11 protein-coding genes are annotated in these 13,653 nt (G+C 53.8%); 5 read left to right on the top strand and 6 right to left on the bottom strand.

Annotated features, from left to right (window positions below; translation table 11 throughout):
• Positions 1 to 53: 53 nt before the first annotated feature.
• The 5 genes from J2I47_RS07400 (at position 54) to J2I47_RS07380 (ending at position 5,268) form a co-directional block, all read left to right on the top strand.
• Complete coding sequence (locus tag J2I47_RS07400; RefSeq protein WP_207363936.1) at positions 54 to 758, top strand: FadR/GntR family transcriptional regulator; 705 nt, start codon at positions 54 to 56, stop codon at positions 756 to 758.
• A 5-nt stretch (positions 759 to 763) separates the two neighbouring features.
• Positions 764 to 1,960, top strand: a complete 1,197-nt coding sequence (locus tag J2I47_RS07395; RefSeq protein WP_207363935.1) for a sialidase family protein — start codon at positions 764 to 766, stop codon at positions 1,958 to 1,960.
• Positions 1,941 to 2,624: a GDSL-type esterase/lipase family protein gene (locus tag J2I47_RS07390; protein WP_207363934.1), complete on the top strand. Its 684-nt coding sequence runs from the start codon at positions 1,941 to 1,943 to the stop codon at positions 2,622 to 2,624. The genes J2I47_RS07395 and J2I47_RS07390 overlap by 20 nt, the downstream gene beginning before the upstream one ends.
• Complete coding sequence (locus J2I47_RS07385; RefSeq protein ID WP_207363933.1) at positions 2,621 to 3,838, top strand: n-acyl-d-glucosamine 2-epimerase; 1,218 nt, start codon at positions 2,621 to 2,623, stop codon at positions 3,836 to 3,838. Before J2I47_RS07390 ends, J2I47_RS07385 begins: the two co-directional genes overlap by 4 nt.
• Before the next feature lie 668 nt (positions 3,839 to 4,506).
• The gene (locus J2I47_RS07380; protein WP_207363932.1) at positions 4,507 to 5,268 is read left to right on the top strand and encodes a hypothetical protein; all 762 of its coding nucleotides are present in this window, start codon (positions 4,507 to 4,509) and stop codon (positions 5,266 to 5,268) included.
• A gap of 369 nt (positions 5,269 to 5,637) precedes the next feature.
• Here the strand turns inward: J2I47_RS07380 and J2I47_RS07375 are convergent, their stop codons facing one another.
• The 6 genes from J2I47_RS07375 to J2I47_RS07350 form a co-directional block, all read right to left on the bottom strand.
• Positions 5,638 to 6,090, bottom strand: a complete 453-nt coding sequence (locus tag J2I47_RS07375; RefSeq protein WP_207363931.1) for a hypothetical protein — start codon at positions 6,088 to 6,090, stop codon at positions 5,638 to 5,640.
• A gap of 919 nt (positions 6,091 to 7,009) precedes the next feature.
• Positions 7,010 to 7,429 (bottom strand): universal stress protein, encoded by a 420-nt coding sequence (locus J2I47_RS07370; protein ID WP_207363930.1) that lies wholly within the window; start codon positions 7,427 to 7,429, stop codon positions 7,010 to 7,012.
• A gap of 6 nt (positions 7,430 to 7,435) precedes the next feature.
• Positions 7,436 to 7,618: a TSUP family transporter gene (locus J2I47_RS07365; protein WP_207363929.1), complete on the bottom strand. Its 183-nt coding sequence runs from the start codon at positions 7,616 to 7,618 to the stop codon at positions 7,436 to 7,438.
• 13 nt (positions 7,619 to 7,631) lie between these two features.
• Entirely contained in the window at positions 7,632 to 8,768 is a 1,137-nt protein-coding gene (locus J2I47_RS07360; RefSeq protein ID WP_207363928.1) for an efflux RND transporter periplasmic adaptor subunit, read from the bottom strand.
• A gap of 95 nt (positions 8,769 to 8,863) precedes the next feature.
• Entirely contained in the window at positions 8,864 to 12,145 is a 3,282-nt protein-coding gene (locus J2I47_RS07355) for an efflux RND transporter permease subunit (protein ID WP_207363927.1), read from the bottom strand.
• An 11-nt stretch (positions 12,146 to 12,156) separates the two neighbouring features.
• Positions 12,157 to 13,605 (bottom strand): TolC family protein, encoded by a 1,449-nt coding sequence (locus tag J2I47_RS07350; protein WP_229374381.1) that lies wholly within the window; start codon positions 13,603 to 13,605, stop codon positions 12,157 to 12,159.
• Positions 13,606 to 13,653: the final 48 nt, after the last annotated feature.

Genomic DNA, 13,653 nt, shown 5'->3' with positions numbered 1-13,653 from the left:
TTTGCTTTAACGGTGATACACATATATTTGCATACTATTAAATCATACATAATATGAATTACGACCTTATACATGAGAATCTTGTCGGACAGGAATCAGGCTCATTGGTCGATAAAGCGGAAACGGACCTTCTCCACTTTTTTCGGGAGCAGCAGTTCAAGACTGGTGATGTGATTCCCAAAGAGGTTGAACTAGCTGTTCAGTTGGGGGTTAGTCGTACGGTCATCCGGGAGGCCCTGCTGCGGCTCCGCATGCGGGGGATGATCGATACCAAGAAGAAGCGCGGCACGGTCATCACTAACCCCGATCTGCTGGGCATCTTAGAAAAGACGCTCTATCCCGGTATTCTTGATGACGAGACACTCCGCGACATTTTTGAACTGCGTATGGTGATGGAGATTGGCATGGGCGACCTGCTATTTGAGCGGATTCAACAGGCCGATATCGATGAACTGTACGCTATCGTCGCCAACGAACCCAACAATGCCGAAGCCACCCTGTTCGACCCGGAGCAGGAGGTACGTTTCCACGGCAAGCTGTACGATATCGCGGGAAACAACACCCTGCGCCGGTTTCAGCGAATGCTACTGCCTACGTTTCAGTACGTTCATGAGAGCGGCATACTCAAGAAACCGATCCAGCATAAGAAGTTCGTCTCGCACCGGGGGCTGGTCGATGTGTTACAGCACGGTAACCCTGAGACGTTTCGCAACGCCATGCGAAATCACTTTGAGAACCACTTTCAACGTTTATTCTAAACTTAATGAACCGTTTCTTGCTCGTTTTGCTCAGCCTGGGTGTGGGATGTCGCCCGCTACCGGCTCAGCCCGGAGGTGCTTCCGTTTCGCCTGGTTCGTCGCCTGTGGTTGAGAACGTCGTTTTTAAAAATGGAGAAGACGGCTATCTCTGCTATCGTATCCCGGCGATTGTCAAGTCACCCAAAGGGGAGCTGCTGGCATTTGCCGAAGGGCGAAAAACCGATTGCGGTGATTATGGCGACGTAGACATCGTGTCACGAGCAAGCCGGGATAACGGCCAGACCTGGGGACCAGTGCGGGTAGTCGCTGATTACGGAGAGGCCCAGGCCGGCAACCCGGCACCCGTTTTTGACCTGACTGATCCGGCTTACCCAAAAGGTCGGCTGTTCATGATCTACAATACGGGCACCGCTTCGGAGGGCGACGTGCGTAATGGAAAAGCGATCCGTGAAGTTTGGTACAAAGCCAGCACGGATGGTGGCCAAAGTTGGTCGGATGCCGTTAACATTACCACCCAGGTATCGCGCCCTAACAAGCCGAGCGTAAACCCGCAGTATGCCTTCAAGGAAGACTGGCGATCTTACGCCAATACACCGGGACACGCGTTACAAATCCAGAACGGACGCTACCGGGGTCGCCTGTTTGTCGCCGCTAATCATTCTGAGGGAACACCGCAGGGCCAGTTTCGGGACTATTACGCGCACGGGTTCTATTCGGATGATCACGGACGTACCTGGAAATTGACACCCTCCGTGGCTTATCCGGGCGGCAACGAGAGCACCGCCGCCGAAACTTCTACAGGGAGCCTATTGATGAACATTCGTAACCAGTCGGGCGATGTGAAAGCAAGGTTACTGGCCTCCACGCCCGATGCCGGTCAAACCTGGTCTGGTGTTCGAGTCGCTCACGAACTACCCGACCCGGTTTGTCAGGGTAGTATGCTGAACCACCGATTACCAAACGGGCGAACGGTGCTGCTCTTTTCCAACTTGAACAGCCAGTCTAAACGCGAAAAACTGACGGTGCGCGTGAGTACAGACGACGGGCAAACTTGGTCGCTAGGCCAGGAGATCTACCCCGGTTCAGCGGCCTATTCTGATTTAATCGTACAGGCCAACGGACAAATCGGTCTGCTCTACGAGAAAGACAACTATACACAAATTACGTACGCTCGTTTCCGCTATGACTGGCTGGCACCTTAGCATTGGGGCACTACTGAGCCTAATTGCGCCGGAAGCTCTTGCCCAAACACCGGCTTACGATACGACGTTTCGCACGACGTATTATGAACAGAAAAGCTCACTGTACGCCTTGTTGCCCAACACGAAGAGGGAGATTATTTTTTTAGGAAATAGCATTACAGACACGGCTGAGTGGGCTGAACTGCTTGGAAACAAGCGGGCGAAAAACCGGGGTATTTCGGGCGATACGTCGTTCGGCGTACTGGCCCGGCTCGATGAAGTCACGGCCTCACAGCCCGCCAAAATCTTTTTGATGATTGGCATAAACGATCTGTCGCGGGATATTCCTGACAGCCTGATTATCCGAAACTATAGGCGAATCGTTCGGCAAATCAGGGAAGCATCACCCCGCACAACGATCTATCTGCAAAGTATACTGCCTACAAATAGTTCCTTCCCACAATTTGCGCGGCATCAGGGTAAAGCCAATCACATTCACATTCTTAATAATGCATTGAGAATCATTGCCGCTCAAACGGGTCAGCGCTACGTTGACCTTCATCCCTACTTAGCTGGCCCGGATGGTCAATTAGACCCCCGCTATACCAACGACGGCCTGCATCTCAACGGGGCTGGGTACGTCCAGTGGGTCCGGGTTCTTCACGAAAATCACTGTCTTAAATGACTCCTCAACACTACGCCCGGCAGTACCGCAATGCCCTATTGAACGACGTGACTCCGTTTTGGCAACGGCATTCGGTAGACCACGAACACGGCGGTTTTTTTACCTGCTTAGACCGGCAGGGCCACGTGTATGACACGGACAAATTTGTTTGGTTGCAAGCCCGGCAGGTCTGGACGTTTGCCATGCTGTACAACCGCTTAGGCCAAGAAAGTGGAGAGGCCACTTCGCAGGGACGGCGAGCGGACTGGCTGGCAATGGCGCAGTATGGAGCCGACTTTTTAGAAAAGTACGGTCGTGCTGAGGACGGCAATTGGTATTTTTCCCTGACCCGCGAAGGGCGTCCCTTGGTGCAGCCGTACAACATTTTCTCCGATTGTTTTGCAACAATGGCGTTCGGCCAATTGTCAATAGCGACGGGCCGCGATGCCTACGCGCACATTGCCAAAATGACGTTTGAGGGGATTTTGGCCCGGCAGGAGAACCCCAAAGGCCAATGGAGCAAAGCCGTGGCTGGTACGCGCCCACTAAAGAATTTTGCCCTACCAATGATTCTGTGCAACCTCGCGCTGGAGATCGAGCACTTGCTGGACCGCGATCAGGTTGACCAGACGATTGAAACGTGTATTCATGAAGTCATGGACGTATTTTACGATGCAGACCTTGGCCTAATCCGCGAAAACGTAACGCCGGATGGTCAGGTGTCCGATTCGTTTGAGGGGCGGTTGCTCAATCCTGGCCATGCCATCGAAGCCATGTGGTTTATCATGGATTTGGCCGCTCGACGGGATGATCGTGCACTCATGGAACGGGCCGTGAAGATTACGCTCGATACGCTCAACTATGCCTGGGACAAAGAATATGGGGGTATCCTATATTTCATGGATGCCGATGGTCACCCGCCCCAGCAGTTGGAATGGGACCAAAAACTTTGGTGGGTGCACGTAGAGACGCTGATAAGCTTACTCAAAGGCTACCATCTGACTGGCAATCAGCAATGCTGGGACTGGTTCGTGCGCCTGCACGACTACACGTGGTCGCACTTTCCCGATCCCACGCATGGCGAATGGTACGGTTATTTGAACCGCCGGGGCGAGGTGCTGCTGCCGTTGAAAGGCGGTAAATGGAAAGGCTGTTACCACGTACCGCGCGGCTTATACCAATGCTGGCAAGTTTTGGAGAGACTTTCCGCAAACAAGCAGCTTCACACGGTATAGGCTACTTCAGGCCAAGCAAGGAAAGAAGTGCAGAAAGCTGTTAATTCGCCCATCCTAATCAGAAAGCAAGCGGACTGTTGAACTGGACTAATAAGCTCGCTTTCCTCCGACGAGCTGGTCCTGCTTTGAAAAAACATAGTGGGGACAAAAGATGAAATTATTTTTTAGACTTTGGTTTGAATTGTAGCTGCACATTCGTTGCAAAAGCCAGTTGAAATAAATACTTGATATTTCGATTCAGTGAATTACTAGCACTGTAGTGAGAGATAAGTCTCAGTTCTATGTAGTTTTTTGTGATTCCGCGAATTTGCACACTTTAATAAGTTGGGCCAAAGCAAGAGATAACGTACTGTAGATTAGCATGTTGAAGGATTTTTTCTTGGGTGCCAACGTACCGGCGACAAGCCCTACCTACGCGGGGCAGGACGTACTTAGTCGCCATTTTTACCCACAGCCGACAGATCCAACTTACTTGCGACAGAGCGCACTTGCGGCGGCTCCTACCTCCGTCCGACAGCACGTACCTATGGCGCACCCTATCCCCGCTCCACAACCCTAACATCAGCCTGCATCATTCAGCAACACCGGCCATAAAAAATGTCATAACTTCCAACCTCTTGGTTCACTTTTAGGTCTACAACTGAGCTAACTCAACCGCTACATCGTTCATGAAAAAGACACTGTTTACCTTGCATTTATTCGTACCAACTACACTGTTGTGTCTTTTCGCCTGTCAATCCAAAGATCCGTGCGGTGTAGAACCCGATAAGGCGTACCAATTTCCTTCCATTCCTGCTAACTCGTCTATGACGATAGCTGAAAGGGAGGCTTACGTGAACTTACCAGCCAACATAAGCCAGTGTTTGACCACCCGGAGCCTGATCGAAACTTGCCTAGCCTATCCAAACATCTCATTGATTGATGCTGGGGTTAACCCTCAAAGTGGCTACCGACTAGTAAGCACCAAATTTCGAGGATTAAACGATTTGTCGAACCGAGAAGATAGGTCTGTTCACCTATTGGACAAGTATCGCTCTGTCGTTGTATCAGGTTATCCCACTACGGCTGGATTGGCCGCAATCGGTAACTACACGGCTAAAATCTATTACTTGGAGGTGATTATTAGTCAAGAAATAAACCTAAAATCATTCAATCTTGAGCAAAAGATCAGCTTAGTTGAGCAGGCACGCGCCGTGTATGAACAGAAAAGAACGGATGCTAATTACGGTTTGTATCGAATTGCGTCCTCGGATACGCTGCTGTCACGACTGATGAAAGCAGATCGCTATCAACCATTCTTGGCGGTATATAAGCCTAACGAACCAGACTGGGATGTAGTGGCCTTTTACTGGCCCGCTACGCCCTTAACCGTGCAAGCGATTTATGAGTTATCAACGGGTTACCTCACCTTTTTAAAACGTCAACGCTGAAAAATCTACAACCCTTCTTCAGCTCCTAGTTACTTGTGTTAGTACGTCAGGTGTGAGTGCCGTGTAACCGGCGACAATAATCACTTTCGAGTAGCCGAGTCGGAGTACCCAACGCGGCTAAGGGTGGAAAGGTTAGCTAACACCGTGCGTCACTTATACAGGGGGCTGTGCGCTCCATCAACTCTTAGTATTGTTATTGATGCGTGGATTAGTCTATAAAGAAAATGGACCTCCTTTTACGAAGCAAAGCCGTAAGGCCTTTAGGGTAGGCCCGCAGTTGAGCTAAATACACCAGCACCGCATCCACGAGATGCGTCAGGTTGCCAAAGACTTGGTTGGGTACGTGCTCAATCTTGTTATAACTCATTTTTAGCGAATCATGCTGTTATGAATGTATCCCTTCCAAGTTCCGCTTTGTATCTGAAAATAATCGCCGACACTTTTTTTTAGCGTAATTATCTCATCTCCCATCAGTAGATGAATATAGCGAGCCTCGTATTTGGGGTGATTCAGTATGGGAGTAAACTTGTAGACTTGGGCCGTTCTGGGATTTGTCTTCTGTATTTCCTGTCGCTTTTCATTCAGCTTTATTTGCTCAATTTTATCCTTATACATAGCTAAATCATTACGCACCATATTAGTAATAATTTCCAAACTATGTACGATTGCTTGGTACGTCTGCTCTGAACCATAATCTGTCTTATCGGCGCGCAACGTTTCCAAAAAATGATATAAATCATCAGCTCTCGACTTATATAAGCCAGCATCTACAATCGCTAGCTTACCTAATAGTTTGTTAATGGTTACAAGTTCTTCCTGCAAGAGCCGGGTGTGTTTGATAGGGTGTTTCTGGTTGTAGCGGTTCCACCAGATTGTAGGCTAAGGTAGGGTTTATGGGCAGAGTGGCCCCATAGATGTAAGATTGCGCTCGGCTACCATATCCATAAACCCACAATAACACAAACAAAATGAGCTTTTTTATGCCCGCCCGGCCTAATCGGTTGATGGGGCTGTTACTCATAGATGACATAGTGAAAGCAGGTAACACTCTTTGAAGTGAAGCCACAATCATATCCATCATGGCTGTCTAAAGGCTGTGGCAAAGCAGCACTGCCTCTCATTTTTGGGCGGTTCGACAATGACAATACACGTAGGCATTGGTTAAACCGTAAGACCCCTTGCTATCCGTGCGAAGCAGGTCCCGGTTCCGCATTTGCGCCAGCAGCCGTTGCATACAAGCATCCTCTTTCAGAGCAATACGTGCGGTTCGACGATCCAGATTGTGTATTGTTCCCGTAAGAGTCAAACTAAAATAATAGTTATCCCACGTGGCATCTCCAGCCCAGATTTCGTTCCGATAAATAGTGACGGCCCCGCGCTGAAGTACCTCGTACCAATCGTCCCGGTAGAGCCGATACAGGTGGTTTTGGTTGGTTTGATAACCCCAAACCGAATCAGCCGGTAGGGTCTGTTTGTGACCGGCCCTATCGTTAACTAGTACCTGGTGAAGGTGGGCCTTCTGACGAATCTGGCGCAGTTGGTAGGTAGGCTCAATGGAAGCTAACTCATCGGGCGTATGCATTACCTGTATGGTTTCGGGGCTGCATCCCAATAGCACCAAAAAGAAAAGAGGACCACTTATAACGGCCCATCGGGAACGGCCACAGAACAACGGTATACGTTTCATGGGTTGAGTACCTTTAAGCGCAACTAGTGAAAATCGAGGTCCCTACAGAAGCAATCAGCAGGGCACCAATATCAGCGGGCAGGGCAACGTATCGATTAAGTGCCCGGCCATTCGACTCATCAGCTTTTGCGCTTCGTTTTCATGTCGGTGCGCCCCTATCACCACGTAGCGGGGTTGCTGCTGCTGGCAGATACGGCCCAGCGTCTGAACCGGATCACCAGGCAGCACCATCATCTGACAGTCTATGTCGCCTGCTTCGTTTTGTATTTTTAGCAGGGTGTGTTCGGCCCGCTCGTACATCGACTGCCTGATTTCCTGCGTGGTGTACAAGCCTTCGCCAATGACACCGGCATCATCTACGACGCAGTATAGACAAACGACAGCTTCTAGTTCGCGGGCCAGTGCGAAACCCTGACGGGCAATCTGAGGAGCATGAGTGCTATCGTCAACGGCGATAATAATTTTCGTTCTCATAACCCGTCAAGGTTTGTGGCTGGGCGGAATCAGCAGGGCCAGCGACGTACCCTGCGCCCGGTACTGACTGAATCCCAGCAGCACCAGCGTGGGCACCAGAATTACGCTCCCACCGATGCCAACCAGACCGCTGATGTAGCCTGCGAGGGCACCCAGCAGCAAGAGGATGAAAATCGTCGATACACTCATACTGTCAGGGGGTTTAGCGAACCACCACGGCGTTAGGGGCTGGTGCAACAGGCGATGTTCGAATCGCTATGTCGTTACGAATGTCATCCGAAGCCTTGGCTACGACCGGTTCGCCGGATTTCAGCCCGCCGATAACTTCCAGGAGGTCGTCGGTTTCGTTGCCGATCTGCACGGGTACGTAGTGCGTTTTACCCCCGCGCACGGCGATCACATACGTACCTTCCATTGAGGTGACGACCGCCGTGCTGGGTACGTAAAGGCTCTTCTCCCGACGTTGGACCGGAAAGCCAACCTGAGTGAACATACCAGGCATCAACTTCAGACCCGGATTGTTTACCTCAATCTCGATCAGTTCGGCCCGAACCGCCCGCTCGACGTTGTAAGAAATGCGGTTGATGCGTCCCCGGAACGTCTCACCTGGATAGGCATTGACCGAGAACGTAACGGGCGTGTGCTGCCGCAGTTGACCGGCGTAGACTTCGGGCACGGTAACCTGCAACCGCAGCCGTTCCACTTCTTTCAACTTCAGAACGGGTTGCGGGTCTTTCTGCGACGGCCCGACAAAGGCACCGGGGCTGAGCAAACGCTCCGTAATAATGCCATTGAAGGGGGCGGTGAGCACTAAGTACTGCTTCATCTGCCGGGCGGAAGTTACCACCTGGCTTTTGCCTATATAGGCCGCACTGTCGCCCATGAGTTGCCCTTTGGCGACGTCCAGTTCCTGGGGAGCTACGGCACCGGGCGTTTTGGCCGTTTGCACCAGCCGTCGGTATGTAAGTTTGCTCACCTCCAGCCGCCCACGGGCCGCTTGTTGGTCGGCTATAGCACGGTTTAGGTCGGCATCGAGTTCGGGGGCTTCCATCACAGCCAGCACCTGCCCGCGCCGGACGCGGTCGCCCACGTCTACCCTCAACGTTTTGATGAAGCCGTTTACTTTGGCGAACAACGCGACATCATACCGCGCCAGAAATTCGCCTGGCAGTTGCAGGGCCTTGCTCCGTTGCTCGGCCACGACCGGCACCGTTTCGTAAGCGACCTGACTGACCGTTTCAGTTGTCGTTTCGGTCGGCTTCTTCGACTCCGACGAACAGGCCGGTAGCAACACCGCACTACCTCCGAAGAGCACCAAATAAATGATTCGCAGTTTCATATCGTTGTGGTTGGTGCCCTGCCCAACTCCCGTTGGCACTACGGTCAGGAACCGGTTTGTTCGTAGTGCCCAGGAGCCGGGCGTTGGGGAGGTGGCTAATTCGGGTTAGTGACGAGTAGTTGTTTTTTGAGCGGATCTACGCCATCGTAGTACTCACTGTCGGGATCTTCGGGATTGAGCGAGGGCGACTTAATGGACGTTTTGGCCTGTACCGTAGCGAAAATCACCGGCAGGATTAGCAGGGCGGCTATGGCCGAGAAAAACAACCCGCCGATCACGGCCCGGCCCAGCGGAGCCGATTGATCGCCGGCTTCGCCCACGCCCAGTGCCATCGGCACCATCCCGACGATCATCGCGATGGTCGTCATCAGGATGGGGCGCAGCCGCATACCGCCCGCCGTGAGCGCAGCCTTACCCGCGTCGTCGTATTGTAGCCGTAGTTGTTCCGCGTTGGTGATGAGCAGAATAGCATTGGCAACTGACACCCCTACTGACATAATGATCCCCATGTAGGATTGCAGGTTGAGCGTACTACCGGTGAGCACCAGCATTCCTAAAGCTCCAGCCAACACGGCAGGTACGGTCGAGAGTACCACGAAAGCCACCTTGAACGATTGGAAGTTGGCCGTTAGCACCAGCAGCATGACCACGACGGCTAGCCCAAGGCCCGTTTGCAGACTGCTCAACGTTTCCGTCAGCAGTTGGGCCATGCCCAGCAACTCAACGGTAGTGCCTTTGGGCGGAGTACCCAGTTCATCAATCACCTGCTGTACATCGCGGGAGGCCGTACCGAGATCCGACCGGTACATGTTTGCCGAGACCGTCACTAACCGGCGTGGCCCGGAGCGGTCAAACTCGCCCGGCACGGTGGTTCGCTGGATGGTCGCAACGTCGCCGAGTGTGGGGCGCAGTTGCCCCCGGACCAGCGGAATGGCTTCCATATCTTCGGGCGAAGTCATCTCGGATTCGGGCAGTTGCACCTGCACCTGGTAGGCGTACCCGCTCTTCTGGTCGAGCCAAAGGTTCTTTGCCGTGAAGCGGCTCGACGATGTAGCAGCCACCAAACTTTTCGCTACGTCATCGGCGGTCAGGCCGAACTGCCCGGCCCGTACCCGGTCAATTTGGATGTCGAGCGTAGGGTAGTTCAGCGGCTGTTTAATGCGAATGTCACGCAGGTAGGGGATCGACCGTAGGCCGTTCATCAGCCGTTTGGCGTACTGCTGACCGTCTTGCAAGCTTTTGCCGCCTATCTGCACTTCGATGGGCGTAGCCGCTCCCTGACTCATAATTTTGTCGGTCAGTTCGATGGGTTCATATGAGATGCTCACACCCGGTAACTGATCGTGAACTGCCCGGCGTAGCGCGTCCCGAAATTCATCCATATCCCCCTTGAAGGTTTCGCTCAAGGCTACCTGGAGCGTGGCTTCGTGCGGTCCCGCGTTAAACACGTACAGGTTGTTGGTGCCGTAAGTAGAGGGGGTCATACCCACAAAGGCAGAGCTAATTTCAACCGCACCGCTGTTGCCAGCATCTTTGCCCGCCAAGTGGTTGATGATGGCAAGCACTTGCCGAACGTTCGTCTCGGTTCGTTCGATACGCAGGCCCTGGGGCCCGATGATCCTGACCTGAAACTGCCGGGCGTTGCTCTTGGGCAACATGTCCTGCCCGATGCGCGTAAAGAGCAGCCCGGCTATACCAAACGTAACCAGTACGTAGGCTCCAATGACCAGTGCCCGATACGGCACGAGCTTTTCCAGCGTGTTGACATAGTAGGCTCTGATCCGGTCGAAACCAGTCAGCTTCTGGGGTTGCGCCAGCTTGTGGTTTTCCTGTTGCACCTGGACGAACTCCTCTTGATCCAGATACTGCACGGCAGGGGCGTTTTGCACGGCGGGCGCATGTGTTTTCAGCCACCAGTTACTCAGCACCGGCACCAGTGTCAGGGCTAGCAGAAACGCCACGATCATGGCAAAGCCAATGCTCAGCGAGAGGGGCAGGAACATGGCCTTGGGGATGCCCGTCATCAAAAAAGATGGAGCAAACACGGCCAGAATACAGATCAGGATCAAAAACTCCGGGAAAGCAATTTCCAAACAGGCGTCGTAGATGGCGCGGGCCTTCGTCTTGCCCATTTCTAAGTGCTGGTGGATGTTCTCAATCGTTACCGTCGCCATGTCTACCAGAATGCCGATGGCTAGTGCCAGGCCCGACAGCGTCATGATGTTGATGGTTTGGCCAGCCGCATTCAGCAACATCACGGCAGCCAAGACGGCCACCGGGATCGTCAGCACCACAATCAGCGAGGAACGCCAGTCGCGCAGGAACAGCAGCACGACCAGGCCCGTCAGTACTGCTCCCGTAATGCCTTCGCTCATCAGGCCCTCTACGGCGTTGGAGACGGACACCGATTGGTCAAATTCATAGCTGAGCCGAACGTCGTCGGGCAGCAGGCTCTGCATTTCGGCCAGTTTACCTTTGAGGGCCGTTACGACCGACATCGTAGAGGCATCGCCGGTTTTCGTCACGGGAATATATACGGCCCGCTTACCATTGACGAGCGCGTAGCCCACCGTTTGGTCGGCGGCATCGGATACGGTCGCCACGTCGCCGAGCAAGATGGTTGGGCCACTGCCCAATTTGAGCGGAATCTGGGCGAATTCACTCACTTTCCCAATCGTGGCGTTGGAGGGGGTCAGGTACGTGTAGTCCTTGATACGCACCACCCCGGCGGGCGAGATCTGATTCTGCTTCACTACCGACTGCACAATCTGATCGGGCGTGAGCGCGTAGGACTGCATTTTCTGCGGGTTCACCTTAATCACAATCGTGCGCTCGTTGCCCCCAAAGGGCGACGGCGATGACGCACCGGGAATCTTGGCCAGCAGGGGACGAACGCGCGTAGCCGCCAAATCCTGAATTTCGGTAAGTGGACGGTTTTTGGACGCGAAGACGAGCTGCCCCACCGGTAACGTACTGGCATCGAAGCGAATAACGGTGGGCGGTTGCGAGCCGGGCGGCAAGTAGCTCATCACCCGACTCACCTGGTTCGCTACCTCACCGGCGGCCTGAGCCATGTTAGTGTTTTCGTAGAAGGAACACTTCACAATGGTTAGCCCCTGCACGTTTTTCACGTCCACGCTTTTCATACCCGACACGTAAAGCAACTGGTTCTGGTAGCGCGTAGCCATGAACCCTTCCATCTGAGCGGGCATCATGCCGCCGTAAGACTGGGCGATGTAAATCGTCGGGGCGTTGAGCTTCGGAAAAATGTCAACCGGAATGCTCCTGACGGCCATAATCGAAAAGACCAGCAGGCCCAGTACGACCACTACGACGGTGACGGGTTTAGATAAGGCGGAAGCAATGAGCTTGTTCATCAGAGAAGAGGTTATCGGGTGGTCGGTGCTGTAAAACCTGACAAATCGCCTTGGGCAGCCGCTTTGAGCAGCAAGGCCCGCCATACGTTGTTGACCGTAACGAGCTGGTCGATCTCAGCCCGGTTGAGCAACGTAAAGACCTGCGTGTACTCGAAGATGTTGAATAGCCCCGCCGTATAGCGAGCCTGCGCCTGCCCGAAAGCGGCCTGGGCGGCTTGTAACTGCACGGGTGCCTGCCGGGCCGCTTCGTAGGCGTTTTGGAGTTGGAGCTCTGACGTTTGTAGCTGCGCCCGGAGCCGGAGTGCTTCTTCGTCGTAGCGTTGCTGATCGGCTACGGCGCGTAACTCCTGCGCTTTGGTTTCCTGCCGGGTGCGGAGTACGTCGCTAAACCGCCACAACGTACTGACGCCCACGAAGTAGTTGGCCACTCGGAAGGGCAACCCGGCACCCGGCGACGAATTATAGATAAAACTGCCCTCCGGCGTAGTGACATCGCTAACTCCCGACCCTCGCGCCCAGAACGATGTATTGAGCGAAATTGTCGGTAGGTACGTTCGGCGAATGGCTTCCGCTTGCGCCTGGCTTACGTCAATCTGCCGCCGAAAAAAAGCCAGCGTCGGATGATTAATGAGTTGGTCCGTCGAGCCGACAAGGGTTGGTGGCAGCCCCCCCTGATAGGTCGCGGTATCGAGCTGGAATTGAGCGTCGGGCTGCCCCAGCCACTGCCCCAGTTGTACGCGTTGCTGTTCGGCCATTCGGCGGCTTTCCAGCAGCAGCAACCGGGCCTTGGCCACTTCGGCGTCGGCCAGGACACTATCCACGCCGGGACGGCGACCGGAACGGGTATTGGCCCGCATCACCGTCTGTAGGGCACTAACGCGGTTGAGATTAGCGGCTTGAACGTTAACGGTCTGGTCAATAACGAGGGCGGTCAAGTAAGCGTCAATAACCCGCACCTGATGCACAAATAACTCCTGCTGGTAATCGGCGTTGGCCCGCCCAATGGCCGACTTTGCCACGGCCAGGTCGGCTTTGTTACGACCAAACGTAACGGCTCGCCAATTAATGTTGAGCGACCCTAAACTAGTCCAGACGGCGTTGGCAGTGGGGCCACCGGGTTTGATGCCACTTGAAACGGAATTGGTTGTGCCTTCATTGGAAAAGGCCGCCCCCCTGACATTATTTGAGGTGCCATAGAGTGCCTGTGCGCCCAGCGATGCCGAGGGCAAGAAACTGGCTCGGCGACCTGCTAAGTCGGCCTCGGTAGCCTGCCGTTCGGCCAGCTTACCCCGGATGGACGGGTAGTTGCGCACCGCCAGATCGAGAGCCTGTGCGAGCGTCAGCGGTCTTCCCGGCGTACCGGCATTTGGCATGACCTGCCCGTAAGTCGGCCCCGCCAGCCCACTTATAGTCAGCCCTATCGTGATGCCGAACCGGTATAAAACAGATGCCCTATTCATGTCCTTCATTTGCCAGAAGGTTCGTTGCACCGTGCAGCGAACGGGTCA

This window comes from Fibrella rubiginis (assembly GCF_017353185.1).
Lineage (GTDB): Bacteria > Bacteroidota > Bacteroidia > Cytophagales > Spirosomataceae > Fibrella > Fibrella rubiginis.
This window is presented reverse-complemented; position numbering and strand designations above follow the sequence as displayed.

Bases quoted from the DNA above. Each gene is read 5' to 3' on its own strand.
- J2I47_RS07365 (WP_207363929.1), bottom strand. From the start codon at position 7,618: ATGAGTGTATCGACGATTTTCATCCTCTTGCTGCTGGGTGCCCTCGCA.
- J2I47_RS07380 (WP_207363932.1), top strand. From the start codon at position 4,507: ATGAAAAAGACACTGTTTACCTTGCATTTATTCGTACCAACTACACTG.
- J2I47_RS07350 (WP_229374381.1), bottom strand. From the start codon at position 13,605: ATGAATAGGGCATCTGTTTTATACCGGTTCGGCATCACGATAGGGCTG.
- J2I47_RS07400 (WP_207363936.1), top strand. From the start codon at position 54: ATGAATTACGACCTTATACATGAGAATCTTGTCGGACAGGAATCAGGC.
- J2I47_RS07395 (WP_207363935.1), top strand. From the start codon at position 764: ATGAACCGTTTCTTGCTCGTTTTGCTCAGCCTGGGTGTGGGATGTCGC.
- J2I47_RS07385 (WP_207363933.1), top strand. From the start codon at position 2,621: ATGACTCCTCAACACTACGCCCGGCAGTACCGCAATGCCCTATTGAAC.
- J2I47_RS07360 (WP_207363928.1), bottom strand. From the start codon at position 8,768: ATGAAACTGCGAATCATTTATTTGGTGCTCTTCGGAGGTAGTGCGGTG.
- J2I47_RS07390 (WP_207363934.1), top strand. From the start codon at position 1,941: ATGACTGGCTGGCACCTTAGCATTGGGGCACTACTGAGCCTAATTGCG.
- J2I47_RS07355 (WP_207363927.1), bottom strand. From the start codon at position 12,145: ATGAACAAGCTCATTGCTTCCGCCTTATCTAAACCCGTCACCGTCGTA.
- J2I47_RS07370 (WP_207363930.1), bottom strand. From the start codon at position 7,429: ATGAGAACGAAAATTATTATCGCCGTTGACGATAGCACTCATGCTCCT.